The 17748-nt window shown below is 27.1% G+C and carries 15 protein-coding genes; 9 read left to right on the top strand and 6 right to left on the bottom strand.

Features of this window, described 5'->3' with window-relative positions; all coding sequences use genetic code 4:
- Positions 1-29: 29 nt before the first annotated feature.
- The 5 genes from UUR8_RS00465 to UUR8_RS00445 form a co-directional block, all read right to left on the bottom strand.
- Positions 30-500 (bottom strand): CinA family protein, encoded by a 471-nt coding sequence (locus UUR8_RS00465; RefSeq protein ID WP_004025817.1) that lies wholly within the window; start codon positions 498-500, stop codon positions 30-32.
- Positions 501-609: 109 nt separating this feature from the next.
- Positions 610-3144 carry a DNA topoisomerase (ATP-hydrolyzing) subunit A gene (gyrA, locus tag UUR8_RS00460; protein ID WP_004025553.1) on the bottom strand — a complete coding sequence of 845 codons (2535 nt, stop codon included), beginning with the start codon at positions 3142-3144 and terminating at the stop codon, positions 610-612.
- 18 nt (positions 3145-3162) lie between these two features.
- Positions 3163-5115, bottom strand: a complete 1953-nt coding sequence (gene gyrB / locus UUR8_RS00455; protein WP_004025678.1) for a DNA topoisomerase (ATP-hydrolyzing) subunit B — start codon at positions 5113-5115, stop codon at positions 3163-3165.
- Positions 5116-5122: 7 nt separating this feature from the next.
- Positions 5123-5347, bottom strand: coding sequence for a S4 domain-containing protein YaaA (gene yaaA / locus UUR8_RS00450; RefSeq protein WP_016828978.1), 225 nt, complete (start codon positions 5345-5347; stop codon positions 5123-5125).
- A gap of 140 nt (positions 5348-5487) precedes the next feature.
- The gene (locus tag UUR8_RS00445; protein WP_004026132.1) at positions 5488-6627 is read right to left on the bottom strand and encodes a DNA polymerase III subunit beta; all 1140 of its coding nucleotides are present in this window, start codon (positions 6625-6627) and stop codon (positions 5488-5490) included.
- Positions 6628-6854: 227 nt separating this feature from the next.
- Here UUR8_RS00445 and pth point away from each other — a divergent pair, with 227 nt between their 5' ends.
- Genes pth through whiA form a run of 6 tightly spaced genes read left to right on the top strand, consistent with a single transcriptional unit; the run spans position 6855 to position 12203 of the window.
- Positions 6855-7415, top strand: coding sequence for an aminoacyl-tRNA hydrolase (gene pth / locus UUR8_RS00440; protein ID WP_004026167.1), 561 nt, complete (start codon positions 6855-6857; stop codon positions 7413-7415).
- Positions 7387-8367 (top strand): tRNA lysidine(34) synthetase TilS, encoded by a 981-nt coding sequence (gene tilS, locus UUR8_RS00435; protein WP_004026004.1) that lies wholly within the window; start codon positions 7387-7389, stop codon positions 8365-8367. Before pth ends, tilS begins: the two co-directional genes overlap by 29 nt.
- The gene (hprK, locus tag UUR8_RS00430; protein WP_004025850.1) at positions 8367-9293 is read left to right on the top strand and encodes an HPr(Ser) kinase/phosphatase; all 927 of its coding nucleotides are present in this window, start codon (positions 8367-8369) and stop codon (positions 9291-9293) included. Before tilS ends, hprK begins: the two co-directional genes overlap by 1 nt.
- Positions 9294-10301, top strand: a complete 1008-nt coding sequence (lgt, locus tag UUR8_RS00425) for a prolipoprotein diacylglyceryl transferase (protein ID WP_004025579.1) — start codon at positions 9294-9296, stop codon at positions 10299-10301.
- Positions 10302-10318: 17 nt separating this feature from the next.
- Entirely contained in the window at positions 10319-11248 is a 930-nt protein-coding gene (locus tag UUR8_RS00420) for an NAD(P)/FAD-dependent oxidoreductase (protein ID WP_004025629.1), read from the top strand.
- Positions 11214-12203, top strand: a complete 990-nt coding sequence (whiA, locus tag UUR8_RS00415) for a DNA-binding protein WhiA (RefSeq protein WP_004025645.1) — start codon at positions 11214-11216, stop codon at positions 12201-12203. The genes UUR8_RS00420 and whiA overlap by 35 nt, the downstream gene beginning before the upstream one ends.
- A 26-nt stretch (positions 12204-12229) precedes the next feature.
- Here the strand turns inward: whiA and UUR8_RS00410 are convergent, their stop codons facing one another.
- Positions 12230-13558: a hemolysin family protein gene (locus UUR8_RS00410; protein WP_004025554.1), complete on the bottom strand. Its 1329-nt coding sequence runs from the start codon at positions 13556-13558 to the stop codon at positions 12230-12232.
- Positions 13559-13793: 235 nt separating this feature from the next.
- On the opposite strand from UUR8_RS00410, the gene UUR8_RS00405 reads away from it, so the two are divergent.
- From UUR8_RS00405 to UUR8_RS00395, 3 genes are read left to right on the top strand one after another with little or no spacing between them, the layout of a single operon-like run.
- Positions 13794-15764 carry a Vmc-like lipoprotein signal peptide domain-containing protein gene (locus UUR8_RS00405; RefSeq protein ID WP_004025829.1) on the top strand — a complete coding sequence of 657 codons (1971 nt, stop codon included), beginning with the start codon at positions 13794-13796 and terminating at the stop codon, positions 15762-15764.
- 11 nt (positions 15765-15775) lie between these two features.
- The gene (locus tag UUR8_RS00400) at positions 15776-16846 is read left to right on the top strand and encodes an iron ABC transporter permease (RefSeq protein WP_004025735.1); all 1071 of its coding nucleotides are present in this window, start codon (positions 15776-15778) and stop codon (positions 16844-16846) included.
- A gap of 4 nt (positions 16847-16850) precedes the next feature.
- The gene (locus tag UUR8_RS00395; protein ID WP_004025581.1) at positions 16851-17726 is read left to right on the top strand and encodes an ABC transporter ATP-binding protein; all 876 of its coding nucleotides are present in this window, start codon (positions 16851-16853) and stop codon (positions 17724-17726) included.
- Positions 17727-17748: the final 22 nt, after the last annotated feature.

Genomic DNA, 17748 nt, shown 5'->3' with positions numbered 1-17748 from the left:
CCTATCCTATTTAAAGAATTAGTAAAAATTTATTTTTTTATTAACTCAATTAAATAACTAATAGCTTCTCAAGCAATTGAAAAACGATTAAAAGTGCGTTCACTTGAATTTAAAATTACTTTTTTTACAATTGCAAAATCCTTAATTGCAATTCCTATATAGAATAAACCAACTTCTTTGTTTTCGCTTCCTTGCGGACCAGCATTACCTGTAATTGAAATCGCAATATCAGTATTAAATTTTTGATTTGTTTGCAAACACATCTCTTTAGCAGTTTGTTCAGAAACAGCACCATACTTTAAAATAGTTTTTTCACTAACACCAACAATTTGGATTTTTACTTCATTACTATAACTAATAAAACCACCTACAAAAACACTTGAAGCTCCTGGAACCTCACCAATTGATGATGATAAAGCACCACAGCTCGCTGATTCACAAACACTTAATTTCAAACGTTTTTCTTTTAACAAATTAATTAATTCTAAAGCCACATTCATTGTTTTTATATCCTTTCAAACAAACAATTAGGATTAACATAGACAATAAAAACCACTTTAACAAAAGCAAAGTATAACTTCATTTTTTAAAAGTAGTTTTTATTGTATTTTATTCTAAATTATGCTCATTTCCATGTGATGTTTGTTGTTCATCATCATTATCATCAATTTCTTCTTTTTTAAAGATAGCAATTGATTTCACTTCTTCTTTATTTTCTAATGAAATTAATTTAACGCCTGATGTGTTTCTTCCAATAACACTAATATCTTGAATTGATAAACGAATAACTTTTCCACTAGTTGTAATAATTAAAGCTTCTTCATCACGATTAACAACTTTAATACTTACTAAATTACCTGTTCTATCATTTACTTTTAAAGTATTAACACCTTTTGCTCCACGTTTAGTTAAACGATAATCATTAATATCTGTTAATTTACCTAAACCTTTAGAGCCAACAGCTAGAACGTATTCACCATGGCTTGATAAACCTGTTCCTACAACATATTCATCATCTTCTAAATTAATTCCTTTAACACCGGTTGCTATTCGTCCCATTTCTCGTGCATCATTTTCATTGAAACGAATTACATTACCATTTGATGCTCCAATAAAGACTTCATCATTACCAAGTGTTTGCATTACTGAGAATAGTTTATCCCCTTCTTTTAAAGTAATTGCAATTTTTCCATTTGCACGAATTGATTCGAAATCACTTAGATTTGCTCGTTTAATAATTCCTTTACTTGTAGTAAAGAATAATGAACCTTGTTCGTAATTATCAATTGGTAAAATAGTTAAAATGCTTTCACTTTTTTCAATTGGTAAGAAATTAATTGCCGGAATTCCTTTTGATTGACGTGAACCTAATGGAACTTCATGACCTCTTAATCGATAAACACGACCTAAATCAGAAAAGAATAGTAAGTCAGTGTGGGTATTAGCAACCAAGATTTTTTCAACATCATCATCTTCGTATGTTTTTAATCCTTGAACACCAACACCGCCACGACGTTGATTTTTGTATGTATCAATTGGTAAACGTTTGAAATAACCACGTTTTGACATTGTTACAACAATATCTTCAACTGGTATTAAATCTTCATCGTCAATATGTGAACTAACACCATACATAATTTCTGTACGGCGTTCATCACCAAATTTTTCAATTAAATAATCTAGGTTTTCACAAATAATATTAACTTGACGATCATAGTTTTCTAAAATATCTTCTAAGTCTTTAATTATTAGCAATAAATCCTCATATTCTTTTTTTAGTTTATCAATATTTAATCCTGTTAATGCACGTAAACGCATCTCTAGAATTGCTTTTGTTTGTAATTCTGTTAAACCAAAACGTGCAATTAAAGCTTTTGAAGCAATATCATCATCACCTGATGCTTTAATAATCTTAATTACTTCATCGATATTATTAACAGCAATTACTAAACCTTCAACAATGTGAATTCGCTCTTTTGCTTTTCGTAAATCAAATTTTGTTCTTCTTACTAAAACTTCAATTTGGTGTTCAAAATAGTATTTAATCATTTCTTTAATGTTTAATACCATTGGCACACCATTCACTAAAGCTAAATTATTTACGCTAAAGTTTGTTTGTAAAGCTGTTGTTTTAAATAATTTATTTAATAATACTTCAGGAATAACATCACGTTTAACTTCAATTACAATTCGAATTCCATCACGACTTGATTCATCACGTAGATCAGAAATTCCTTCAATTTGTTTATTTGTTACTAATTCAACAATTTTTTCAATTAGATTAACCTTATTAACCATATAAGGAATTTCTGTTACAACAATCGCTACACGCCCTTGTCCAATATCTTCAATTTCATATTTTGAACGAATTGTTACTGAACCACGACCTGTGTTAAAGTAGTTAATAATACCACTATCACCATAAATTTCAGCACCTGTTGGGAAATCGGGTCCTTTTAGATGTTCCATAATTTCAGGAATGCTAATATCATGGTTTTTAGCATAAGCTTTAATTGCTTGACAAACTTCAGTTAGATTGTGTGGAGGAATGTTTGTTGCCATCCCAACAGCAATCCCTGTTGTTCCATTTGTTAATAAATTTGGAAAACCTGATGGCAAAACACTTGGTTCTTGTTCTGACGCATCATAGTTAGGTACAAAATCAACTGTTTCTTTATCAATGTATTTTAATAACTCATAAGAAATTTTTGACAATCGCGCTTCTGTATAACGCATCGCAGCTGCACTATCACCATCAATTGACCCAAAGTTACCATGACCATCAACTAGTAAATAACGCATTGAAAATTCTTGCGCCATTCTTACAATCGTTTGATAAACGGCTTGATCCCCATGAGGGTGGTACTTTCCAATTACATCCCCTACTCAACGCGCAGATTTTTTATAGGGTTTATCGTGTGTCATTCCATTTTCGAAAGCAGCAAATAATGCTCTTCGATGCACAGGTTTAAATCCATCACGTACATCAGGTAAAGCACGTGCAACAATTACAGACATCGAGTAATCTAAGAATGATGTTTCAACTTCTTTTGTAATTGATTGTTCTTTAATCGTTGAACCTTCTAATTGTTGCTTAATTTCTTCGGTTGTTAAACGACTTTTTTTTGGTTTTTTTAACGCCATAATTTATCCACCTCAATTTTAAGCATCAATATTCTTTACATATTTTGCATTTTTTTCAATAAATTCTTTTCGTGGTGTTACATCATCACCCATTAATAAAGAAAATGTTTTATCAGCGATTGCCGCATCTTCAATATTAACTTTTAATAAAAGACGATTTTTAGGATCCATTGTTGTTTCTCATAATTGATCAGGATTCATCTCCCCTAACCCTTTATAACGTTGAATGTTATATTTTGTATTCAACAATGTTGATTTAATTTTTTCTAATTCTTGATCAGAATATGCATATTTAATTGTTTTACCATAACTCACTTTATAAAGTGGTGGTTGAGCAATATAAACATTACCATTTTGAATCAATGGTAACATGTATCGATAAAAGAATGTTAATAACAAGATTCGAATATGGCTACCATCGACATCGGCATCGGTCATAATAATAATTTTTGAATATCTTAATTTTTCAATATTAAATTCAGGCCCTATTCCTGCTCCAAAAGCAGTAATCATGTTTTGAATTTCTTCATTAGCGAAAATCTTGTCAATTTTTGCTTTTTCAACATTAATAATTTTTCCACGCAATGGTAAAATTGCTTGGAATTCACGTTCACGACCAGTTTTTGCTGATCCACCAGCTGAATCCCCTTCGACAATATAAATTTCTGTAACACTTGAATCACGATTTGAACAATCAGCTAATTTACCTGGTAATGAATTTGATTCAAATGGTGATTTTCGTCTTGTAGCTTCACGCGCTTCATGAGAACGACGACGTGCCTCAGCGGCTTGCATAACTTTAGCAACAATTTTTTTTGATTCTTCTGGATTTTCATTTAAGAATTTTTCGAAAATTATAGAAGTAATTTCATTAACATAAGGACGAACTTCACTATTTCCTAATTTTTTCTTTGTTTGACCTTCATATTGAGGGTTAGGGTGCTTAATAGAAATAATCGCTGTTAACCCTTCGCTCACGTCTTCTTTAGTGATTTTATCATCAGTGTCTTTTAAATACTTTTTATCGATTGCATATTTGTTTAATAAACGTGTAATCGCTAATTTAAAACCTTCTTCGTGTGTTCCACCTTCTGTAGTATTAATGTTATTACAGAATGAGTGTGTTGAATTGTTGTACGAATTATTGTATTGAAATGCTACTTCACATTTAATGTTATAAGTTTGATCATTGTGACCTGGAACTTTAACTTCTTTTTCTTCTTCACCGTAAACAATAGCATCAAATAATGGTTCTTTTTCAGCGTTTAAATCAGCTATATACTCTTTTAAACCACCTTCGTAATGTCATTTTTCTTTACGATTAGTCATTTCTGATTCAAATTCGATATTAACACCTTTATTAAGGTAAGCTAATTGTTTTAAACGAGCCATTATTTTTAGCTCATCTCATTCATTTTCTTCCATGATTTCAAAGTCAGGAATAAACTCAATTGTTGTTCCTTTTTCTTTGATATCTTTGTCGTTAATTATTTTTAATGGTTCAATAGCATGTCCACCATTAATAAATTCAACGTAATGTTGAACATAATTTTTATTAACTCAAACTTTAAAGTTTTTACTTAAAGCATTAACAACAGATGCACCAACACCATGTAATCCACCAGAGACTTTGTAACTATCATTATCAAATTTACCTCCAGCATGCAACACAGTTAATACAGTTTCAACACCTGATAAACCAGTTTTTTCATGAATTCCAACTGGAATTCCACGTCCATCATCTTCAACTCGTATTACTCCATCTTTTTTTATAATAACTTTAACAACTGTTGCAAAACCACCCATTGCTTCATCGATTGAGTTATCAACAATTTCTCAAATCATATGGTGCAAACCTTCTGATTGAGTTGAACCAATATACATACCAGGACGTTTTCGTACCGCTTCTAATCCTTCAAGTACTTTAATACTTTCAGCGGTGTATTTATTTTCTTTATTAGAATCGTTCATAAAACTCCTATCTACTCTCATCGGTTTTAACTATTTGATACAATTGATTTCCTATTTTAACAATCATTTGATCATATAATTTGCGACCACGACGATCTTCTTTTTTTTTATCAACTATAACTTCATTCTCTAATAATCAAAATTTAGCTTGACCACCATTATTGATTAGCCCAGCCATTTTTAAAAATTGGTTTAAAGTTATATACTCAGTCGATATAAAAATTTTCTTCATAAACCTTTAATATTTTGTAATAATTACATATTTATTATAACATATATAAAATATTAAAAATTGACACAAAAACACTTGTAAATACAAGCATTATTTTAATTTTATTGTTAGTTTAATTTTACAAAAAATTAAATGTTTTTCTAATTTTTTATTCTTGATAAAATTTGCTTAAATCCAAGATCTTTTGCATCGATAAAAATAATAGGACGCAAAATTTCATCTTTAACCTTAAAAGTAACATCATTGTTTTCAAAGTTTTTTAAAACATGAGCTAATAAACTAGGATTAACAATAAATTCAACATTTGCATTGCTTAAATTAATAATTGGCATTTTTTCTTTCATATTGCCAATTTCAAAAGTTGTTAAACTAATTTCTGCTTCGTTATTTTCAATTTTAATGCTAATTTTAGGATTTTGCTCTTGCATAACAATATTCATACCACGTTCAATAATCTCTATTAGTAAACGACGATCAAAAACATAGTTTTTTTCTTCATTTGTTTCATTAAAAATTGAATAAACATTTGGATAAACACCATCAATCATTCGCGTTTGTAAAATTGCATCATTAACTTTAAAAACAAGACTTTTGTTACGAACATAAAAATCAACAATCTGATTATTACTATATTCAACATTTCTTAAAACTTCCATAATTAATTTCATTGTTGAATAAGAAATGATAAATTTAAACTTTTCACCTAAATAAGGTTTAGTTAAACATGAAGCTTTAATCTTATCTGTACCAATGGCAATTAATTGATTATCTAGTGTTTCAGTATCAATTAGCACACCTGAAATTGGTTGGATCTTTTCGATTCCTTGGCTATTTAAAACATTAGGTAAAACCTTTGCATTAATTTCTTGCATGATTTGGTGTGGCAAACTAATTTTTACATAATCTTCTAAACTAAAATTTAAACTTGGAAAACTTTCAATATTCATGGTATTAATTTGTGTTTCAAAGTTTTCAGTTTTAATCAATAAAATATTTGTATCAACTTGTTTTAATAAAACTGATTTATCTTTAAGTTTAGAAATCAATCCTAAAAGGATTTTAGCTGTAACTAAAATTTTTCCACTACTAAAGTATTCAAATCCATCACTAATTTCTTTATAACCACTAACTTGATTGTTTGTTGTTTTAAAAGTAATCTTATTTTCATTAACTTCAATTAAAACACCTAATAATAAAGCATTTGCATTATTTGTATTCGCAATGGTTGTGCTAAATTTCATTGCTTCAATTAACTTTTTTATAGAGACAAAAACTTCCATTGTTGATTTATAACCTTTGTATTTTCATTATTAATATTATAAAAGATATAAAATTAAAAAAAAATCTTGTGCTTTTCAAAAATATATTTTAATTTTTATTTGTTTTATTTTAATTATAAATATTATTATTAGGTGTTTAAATGTGCATAACTTAAAATTTATCTATAATATAATATGCTATTGAAGAAAATTATGAACATTAAGTGTTTATATTGTGGGTATTAAATGTGGAAAAATATTTAATTGTTGGATTAGGCAATCCAGGTTCAAATTATGCAAAAACAAGACATAATGCTGGTTTTATGGTAGTTAATGAAATTTGCAATAAACTTAATCTTTTTTTAGATAATTCAAAATTTAATGGAATGTTCGCTAAAACAATTTATAACAATTGTGTTGTATTTTTTTGTCAACCAACAACTTATATGAATCTAAGTGGTGAATTTGTTAGTAAAATGTTAAAGTTTTATGACATTCCTATTAAGAACTTAATTGTTATTTATGATGATGTTGACACAAAACTAGGTGTAATAAAATTACGAAAAAAAGGTTCATCTGGTGGGCAAAATGGAATTAAAAATATCATAAATCTTTTAAAAACTGAAGAGATTAAACGAATACGTGTAGGAATTGGAAAAGATCCACACGCAAAATTAGATCAATACGTCTTATCAAATTTTAAGATCGATGAATTGGTTATAATTAAACCAGCTATTATAAAAGGCGCTTTAGCTGCATTAGAAGCGATTGGTGAAGATTTTGACAAAGTTATGAACAAATTTAATTAATAAAATTACTAATAAAAAATATTTAGCTGCTGTTTCAGGCGGACCTGATTCTATGGCTATGCTAAATATGTATAAAAGAAATATTAGTGTTGTTTGTCATGTAAATTATCATAAACGTGAATCTGCTGATCGAGATCAAGAAATTGTAGTTGATTTTTGTAAAAAAAATAATTTACCAATTGAAATTTTAGATGTTGATGAAAAAGTTTATGAGAAATATGCTCATATTGATAATTTTCAAGCTAAAGCTCGTTTAATTCGTTATGATTTCTTTAAAGAAATTGGTAAAAAATACAACATACAACACTTATATATAGCTCACAATTTTGATGATTTTTTAGAAACAGCGTATATGCAACGCGCTCGTCAATCAAAAGCTTTATTTTATGGTATTAAAGAAAGTAATGTTGTTAATGGAATGATTGTTAAACGTCCAGTATTATTTATACGTAAACAAACATTACAACGCTATTGTGATGAAAATAAAATTAAATATGGAATTGATGAAACTAATGAATTAGACATATACGAACGTAATCGTGTACGCAAAACCATTAGTAATTGAAGTTTAAACGAAGTTTATGATTTTAAAAAAGCAGTTCTTAAATATAATAAAGAACATAGTTCTTTTGCTAATTTTGTAGAATTATCATATATTGAATTTAAAAAGAACAAATATAGATATGATTATTTTGTTCGTCAAGATGATGGAGTTCAATACTATTTAATCTATTATTTCTTAATTGATCAAAAAATTAGCAATCCAAATGAAAATAAAATTATTTCATTAATTAAGTTCTTTGGTAAACAAATCAATAAAGAAAAAGCTTATCGTGTTCAAGAAAATCTTTATATTCATGTTAATGAAGATGATTTAATTAGTTTAATATCATATGATAAAAATGATGTTATTGATGATCCAAATATTATAGAAAAACAAGCAGGTAATTAATGGAAATTCGTGGTAAATTATTTGTTAGTCAAGTTGTTAGAAAATTTAATTTAAATGTTGTTGCAAACTCTGATTATATTGATCGTGAAATTTCAACAACAGGAATTACACGAGTTGGTTTTGAATTAGCTGGCGAAATTTTATTTAAAGAGATTTGAAACATTGTTTATTTTGGTTCTAAAGAAAGTAATTATTTTAGTAAGTTTTCAGAAACAATTATTTCGAAAAAATTAGGAAAAATCTTAGATCTAAATCCACCTCTAATTATTTTTGGCAAAAATTTTAAACACGCTGGAATTTTGTTAAAATTAGCAGAGCGTTATAAGATACCGATTGTAGAGGTTAAATATAGTTTTTATGAATTAAATTTTACAATCAACACTTATATTAGCCAAAAACTTTCGCACCAATCATTAGTTCATGGAACTTTATTATCTATTTATGGAATTGGTGTTATTTTAATGGGAGAGTCAGGAGTAGGTAAATCTGAGTTAGCGATTGAATTAGTTAAAAAAGGTCATATTTTTGTTGGCGATGATGCTATTTTAGTAAATAGAATTGGTGGTAACCTATACGGAAGAGCTGAAGATTCAACTAAAGACTTTATTGAAATTCGTGGTTTAGGTATTATGAATTTTTCACGTTCTTTTGGAATTGAACGAATGATCGAATCAACAAAAATTGAAATTGTTATAGAACTAATTAAAGCTGCTAAACATGAAAAAATTAAGTTTGAACGTTTTGGACGAGAAATTCAACATAAAGAATTTTTAGAAACAAAAATCGCTTATTACTATATTCCAGTTATTGAAGGTAGAAGTATTTCAGATATTATTGAAACTGCTATCACTGATTATAAATTAAAAACATCAGGTTATAATTCAGCAGAAGAGTTCATTTTACAAATTGACAAAAAGGGGAATTAGATGCAATTAGAAATTATTAATCCAGAAAGCACGCTAATTAATGATGTTGTTGCACATCGAATTGCTTTTAGTATAGGAAGCAACTTTAATATATATTGATATGGAATCATTTTTGTTTGTGGTTTTTTGCTTGCTATATTAACTTATAGTTTACGTCTAAAATTTCACTATAAAGTACCTTATGACCCAGGTTTTTATTACATTTTTTTAGCAATTCCAATGACAATTATTGGTGCTCGTTTATGATCGTTAGCAATTGGTGATGCTAAAGATTTTTTTGATTTTAGAAATGGGGGATTAGCGATTCAAGGTGGGGTTATTGCTGGTGTACTAAGTGCTGCGATTTATTTTCCACTAATATTGCGGATGCCTAAATATCATGTTCGTGATCTTGATGCTGATGGTAATGTTATTATTCGTCAACCTAGCATGTGAATTTATGCTGATGCGATTATTCCTACAATTTTAATTGGTCAAGCCTTAGGTCGTTGGGGTAATTTTATTAATGGTGAAATCTTTGGTGCTGAAAGCACTGTTAATGATTTGCAATGATTAAAAAAAGCAATGCCTGCTGTTTTTGAGGGTATGAAACATTACTTTATTGAAGGTGATAAAACTTTATTTACAATTTATCAACCATTATTCTTATATGAATCATTCTTCAATGTAATTGTTTTTGTCTTTATCTACTTTGGACTATCATACATTAAGCAATTAAAAATTGGTTTTGTTTCAATGTCGTATTTCTTCTTTTATGGTGTAATTCGTTTTAGTACAGAATCAGCACGGGCACCACAATTTAGTTTTGCAGGAACATATGTAATTAACTCATTATTATTAATTTTTGGCGTGCTTGGAGCATTATATGTACAATTTATAGCACCAATTTTAAGAAAAAGATTTTTATTGGATGCAATCATTGAACTATTTTACAAAAAGAAACAACAAGCTCACAAGTTTGGTCAATTAAGAAATCCTGAGGAATTTTTATATTATTGCCACAAATAAAAGAAAGTAGGTGTTAAATGAATCAACAAATTTATGATTTAGTGATTATTGGTGCAGGTCCAGCAGGATTAGCTGCTGCTGTTTATGCTAAACGTTCAGGTTTAAATGTCATTATTGTTGAAAAGCAATTTCCAGGTGGCAAAGTAGCACTAACAGCAAATGTGGAAAACTATTTAGGAATTAATAGTATTTCAGGACCTGAATTAGCTTATAAAATGTACGAACAAGTTTTAAATTTAGATATTCTTGTAATTTATGAATTAGCTGATGAAATCACTTTAAAAGAAAAATATAAAGAAGTTAAATTAGCTACACAAACACTAATTGCTAAAACTGTAATTATTGCAACAGGAACAGAAAATAGACGTTTAAACATTCCTGGTGAATTAACATTTGAAAACAAAGGGATTAGTTATTGTGCAATTTGTGATGGACCACTTTATAAAAATAAAGTTGTTTCTGTTATAGGTTCTGGTAATTCAGCAGTTGAAGAAGCAATTTATTTAGCAACCATTGCTAAAGAAGTTCATTTAATTGCTAATAAACCAGAATTTAAAGCTGAACGACAAATGGTTGAAATTGTTAAGAACACTTCTAATATAAAGATTCATTACAATAAGCAAACATTCGAATTTTTTGGCGAAGAGTTTTTGCAAGGTTTAAGATTTAAAGATTTAGTTACCAATGAAATAACAACATTAAATGTTGAAGCCAATTTCACTTTTATTGGTTTATTACCATCAAGAATTAATGCAAGTAACTTAAATATTTTTAATGAAACAAACGGTTTTATTACAACTAATAAGAATATGGAAACCAATGTTCATGGAATTTTTGCAGCTGGAGATATTGTTGATAAAAGTGTTCGACAAATCGCTACAGCTATAAATGATGGAGTAATTGCTGCACTTTATGCAAAAGAGTACATTACAAGAAATAATTGATAAAGATCTTAACAAATTTACTTTTAGTGAATTTGTTAAAGAAGATATTTATACGAATACTGATTATTCTTCAACAGATTACAAAGTTATTTTATATTCTTTTTTTCGTAATAATTTAACCATTAAAATTGGTCAAAAACTAACTTGAATTCTTAAATCACAAAATCTTCAAATTATTGAATTTATTTTAAATGGACTAGAACATTTTAATAATTTAAATCTTGAATATGAAATTATTGTCGAACCAGATCATTTAAATAAAACACGTACTAATTATTCGTTAGCACTTTGAGGCGATTTAGATAAATTAGATGAAATACTAAAGCTATTTGATAATGAAAATGATGAGAATTTTCATAAAGATCGTTATTGCTCAAATTTTTTAATTGGTGCTATGTTATCGGGCGGATCAATTGCTCACCCACTTGAAAATTACCATCTAGAAATTCGTTGTGATTCAAATAATTATATTCCATTACTAACAAAAGCTTTATCACGTTATGGATTAGAGTATAAAATTGTTTATCGTAATAAAAAAACCATTATTTATTTTAAAAAATCAGAAACAATTAGTGATTTTTTAAAAGCGATTCGTACACAAAATTCTTTATTTGAGTTTGAAAATATTCGTATTCAACGTGATTTTAATAATCAACAACAACGTTTAAATAATTTGGATATTTCTAATCTTTCTAAAAGTTCTAAAGCAGGGGTTTTAGCTAAAGAAATGATTTTAGAAATTAAAAAAAACCATGAAGATTTTAGCAAACAAAGCGATAAATTTTTAAAGTATTGTGAACTACGAATTCAAAATCCAGATTGCTCATTAAATGAATTAGCTTATTTATTAAAACAAACATTTAATATTGAAATTTCTAAAAGTGGTTTAAATCACTTTAACTCACGCATTAAGCAAATGTATGAAGAATTAATATTAAAAAATGAAAGAAAAAACTAGTTTGGTCAAAACTAGTTTTTTAATTCTTATAATTTATTAATTTTCTTCTCAATTAAAAAAGCAAATTGATTAGTTCTTACATCTTTAAAGGTTTCAATATACATATTAGGTGTATTAATTAATTGACGGTTTTTAAAAGCACGATTTTTATTAATTTTAGCAATGTATTTGCCCATATTAATATCATCATCAACTTCAATATTTTTATCAATATATTGATGTAAAAATAATTTAGCATTAGTTTTAGCATTAACACGTCATGTTGTTTCATTAACAACTTGAATTTCTTTAATTTCATTTTCGTTGTCTGTTTCATCATAAACATTACCTGTTAATTCTTCAGTAATGTTTTCTAATGTAATAATTCCTATTGGATTTTTTTCAGTGATATTATCAACAACAATACCTAAATGAATTCTTTGAAATTGCATTGTTCTTAAACCATCATATAAAGTGTCTTTTTGATTCATTAATAAAGGTGTTTCCATAATGTCTTTGATGATTGTATTAGGTTCGTTAAGAAGATATTTAATAATCTTTTTTAAATGAATAATACCAACTACTTCATCATCTTTATTAATGACCACCAAACGTGAAAAACCACTTGAATTAAAAATTTCAAAACTTTCAAGCACTGTTTTATTTTCGCTAATTTTAACAACTTGATTTCAAGGAACCATTTTTTGATTAATTAAAATGTCATCAAATAAAATTGCTTTGTTAATAATTAAAGCTTCTTGACTATCTAATGTTCCTTCGTGACGAATAACTTCAACTAAAGATTTTAATTCTTCTTCAGTGGCTGTAATTACACTTTGTGATTTCTTATTAAACATTCTATTTAAAAGTCATGTTAATGGCCAAAAAAGTACATAAAAACAATTTAGTGGATAAGCAACTAATTTAAGAATTTTAATTGGATTTTTCTTAGCAAAATTTTTTGGTATAAACTCACCAAATAATAAAACAATTAAAGTCATAATTCCAGTTGCAATCCCTGTTCCAATAGCTTCAGCATTACTCGCTGTACTAAAAGATTTAACAATACCTGCAAAAAATAAACCAGCAATTGTTGATGATGCAGTATTTACTAGTGTATTACCAATTAAAATAGTGGCTAATGTAATAGTATAGTTATTAATCATTTTATAAATTACATTAATAATTGTTTTTGACTTAATTTTATTACTTTCAGTTTTTCATTTCACAGTTGTCACACTTGTAACAGCTGTTTCAGTTGCTGAAAAAAATGCTGAAAAGCAAATTAAAATAATAGTAATAATTGCTAATATTATTAAAACACCAACACTAAAAGTTGTTTGATTATCAATAATTTGTTGGGAATCTTCAATCATAAGTTTCCTTTTATATAAAAAATGTTATTGAGCCAATTCTAGGCTACTATCCTTTTATTATATATAAAATTGATTAAAGAAAAAAAGTTTATTAGTCAAAAATTCTCTTATTAATTCCATTTTTTATTACTTAAATTTAATTAAGCATACATTTAAGTAATTTATTTTTATTTATAATAATCCTTTTATTTATAATTGATAAGAATTTAAAAAAAGCGAAAATTAAGGATTAAAAATGCATAAAAAAACAAAAATTTATTTACTAGGAACATTTGGATTGCTTTCTTTTGGAATTAGTGTTGCTACAATTGCTAGTTCATGTACAAAAACATCTTCGACAAATATTCAAGAACAAATTAAATATGACATTATGCCAACTTATACATCACAAGCGGATAATTTATTAGCATTGGGAATTACACCAGATTATTATCCACAACAAATGTATTGAAAGAAAAAAGCTCCATATGATTATTTAAATCCCCAAAAATCTGATTATCAAAAATGATTTTATGAAAAAGATAATTTTGCTAATCAGTTTAAAGAAAAGTTAACTAGTTTAGAAAAAGATATTAAACAATATGGAACAACATGATGAAGTTTTAGTGGTAATACTTATGGTGAAGGTGTAAACGAAGAGTATTGAAATAAAAACAAAGGCAAACTTGTTTATTATGATCGTTATCTAATTGATAATAGCCACTTTGAACGTGCAAAAAAATCATTAGTTGCCCATGATGGTCCAATATCAAATCCTAATACAATAATTCCTGTTGATTTTAAAATGAGCCGCGATTTTTATTTAACTTTAAATAAGGATGACATTCTAAATTTTAAAAATAAGCCTAATTCATTACTGAGAAAAAGTTTATTGTTAGGGTTAGAATATAAAGATAAAGAAAAAGGCGAATTGAACGAATTATATAATTATTCATACATTGCTAATAAATTACAAGAAGACTATTTTAATGGTCAAACTTTTGATGGAATTAATTTTAATAATTCCGCTTTTAAAAAAAGAGTTCTAGAAGGCAATGATATTCCTATTTTTTATACTGAAAAAAATTGAAATAATCCTAAGTCGCTAAATTCAAAAATTTATGAAGCTCTTAAAACAGTTGTATTAACAAAAAAAGTTAGAGAATCTGGCTTAAATCATTTAAATTACAATCCTTTTTCGCCAACAATAAAACAAGATGATTACATTACATCAATTTTACAACATCACCCAATTTATGAACAAAATATGCGATGAGATGGTGGAACTCAAGTTTATTTAGGGACAATGCGCGATTCATTGCTTTATTTATACGATATTGCTTATGCAACAACTAAATATGCATACTCAGAACAAGCACAAATTGATTTTAAAGATAACTTAGCAAAATTAGAACCATTAAAAAAAGCTTTATTCAATGCTAATCAAATTGCTAAAAATTTAATTGAACGTTTAAACAAAATTCGTGCTTATTTTCAAGCAGTAGGTGTTGTTGATAAAAATTATAATCCTGATCTAAAACAATTTGATAACACTAATTCTAAAACTTTAGGATTATTAACGACATCACAAAATAGCGGTTCTTCAACATTACAAACTCAATCTAAATATGGTTTTTTATATTATGATCTAGGGTTTAAAGCGCCAAAGCCAATTTTAAAAAAAGATGAATGAACTGAATTATTAGAAGATGTTAATGGAAAACAATTATTATGTCATAGACATGGTAATGGTCAAATTCATTGTTTTGGTGGTGGTGATAGTCAAGACGGCGTACAAGTTGATAAAAACATTGTTGGATCTCTATTTAATATGGACGATAATGGATGATGATGAAATTTAGGCGAAGGATCATTAAGTGCAAGTAATTTTGCTAAATTTAATTCACAATTTGATTATTTAATTAAAATTAGTTATCAAAATTTAGAAGACTTTCATAGCAACAACTTAACTAGACCACAAAAAGAATTGATCATGTCATTAATTAAACCAAATTATGAAGATCCTGCTAATCGTGTTTTTGATGATAATTATGAATTATGAAATGATGGAATTAAATCGCCTATTGGTTATAATATGATTTTAGATTCTATAATTAGAATTATTAATAAAACAATTGATCCGCAAGTAATTAAACAAAATGAACATTTATTAAGAAAAGCCAATAATTGAGGTTCATATTGAGATACATTTGTTAACTCAAAATAAAAAGAGGACTAATGAAAATTAATTACAAAACAAAACTCAAACAACATCATTTTTATTTAATTAAAAACCTTAATTATAAACAATTTGCAATTATTAAAATGGCAGGGCTAATTGCTATTGCCCTTTGTTTTATTTTTTTGACATTAGCAATTTATTATGATGCTACTAATGGGTTTGATGTATCAATTAATCAATTTAATTTTAATATTCGTGGTCCCAAAACGTTAATGGCATTTTTCTCTGGAGGCGCTATTGCTGTAGCTGGACTATTATTACAAAAAGTTACACGTAATCATTTAGCAGACACTTCTGTTTTAGGAATTGGATCATTAAATATTATTTTAATGACTTTTTATTTTATTCTTATAAAAGATAAAACAAGCAGTTATTTAAATCCTGAAATGCGTATCTTACCATTAATTATGTTTTTATCATCAATTCTTGGAACAAGCATTGTTTATACTCTATCAAAACTAGGAAAGGCAAATAATGAAAAATTTATCATTATAGGAATCGCCTTAAACTTCTTATTTGAAGCAGTTTCTGTAGTTTTGATTAATCCTGCTAACAATTCGTTATTTTCAAATCAAGATAAGAATTTAATGATTGCTTTTGAAAACATTAAAAACTACACTTTAGGAATAATTCCTAATTCTCAATACATTGACTTATCATTAGTAATTTCATGTTCAATTTTAATTACATTAACATTAATTCCAATTTGATTTTTGCGTAAAAAAATTGATTTATATGAAACAAGCGCTGCTTTAGCATCAACAACAGGAATTAATGTTGAACGTTTAAAAATTAGTATTTATTTCCTTGTGGCCTTATTGGCAGGTTTAGAAATTGTTTTAGTTGGCTATGTCGCTTTATTAGGTGTTATTGGAGCAAGTGTTGCTCGCCAATTATTTGGCAACAAAACAGGAATTACAATGTTTGCTGCTTTTTTAATTGGAGCTATTTTAGTTTGTTTCGCCTTATTAATTTCAGTCAATTTTAATACGCAAGTTCCAGTTGGCTTTTTATCAACAACAATTATCACGCCTTATTTTATGTATTTAATTGTGAGAGGTAAATAAAAATATGTTTAAAATTTTCAGTAAATATTTTTGTAATCATCAATTAGATCGAGATCGAATTATTAAAGAAAGCAATGATTATGCTTTAGTTGTTGATAATTTATCTTATAAGTATCATAAAAAATTACCTGATGTTTTAAAAAATTTAACATTAGATATCAAAAAAAATTCTTTTACTACAATTTTAGGTCCCAATGGGTGTGGAAAATCAACAACTGCAAAAGCAATTGTTAAATTATTAAAATTAAAAAAAGGTAATATAAAAGTTTTTGATAAAAATATTAGTGAATTAAGTTTTAAACAACTAGCTCAATTAATTTCTTATATTCCTCAAAGTATTGAAATTCCCCAAGGCACACGTGTTATTGATTTTATTACTTTTGGTCGTAATCCATATTTAGGAATTAGTGGGATTTTAGGAAAAGATGATAAAGCAGTTATTGATTTAGTAATTAACGAAATGCAATTACATGATTTAAAAGAAAAATTTATGCAAGAACTATCTGGTGGTCAAAGACAAAAAGTTGTTTTAGCATTATGTTTAGTACAAGATACACCAATTATTTTGTTAGATGAACCAACAACATATTTAGACATTAAAAACCAATATGAATTGCTTGAATCATTAAAGAAATTACAAATTCTACGTCAAAAAACAATTATTGCAATTTTACATGATATTAATCAAGCAATTCAATATAGTGATGAAGTTTTTGTATTAAAAGATGGTCAAATTTATGCTAATGGCAATCCCAATGAAATCATCACTAAAACTTTATTAAAAGATGTTTATAATATTGATGCTCAAATTGATATTGTTGATGATCAAAAAATTGTTCATAACATTAAAGTTAAAGATTATTTATCAAATAATAAATAATATGTTGTTTTAGTAATTAAAG

This window comes from Ureaplasma urealyticum serovar 8 str. ATCC 27618 (genome assembly GCF_000169535.1).
GTDB lineage: Bacteria > Bacillota_I > Bacilli_A > Mycoplasmatales > Mycoplasmoidaceae > Ureaplasma > Ureaplasma urealyticum.
Note: the sequence above shows the minus strand (reverse complement) of the source record. Positions and strands in the feature narration are given on the sequence as shown.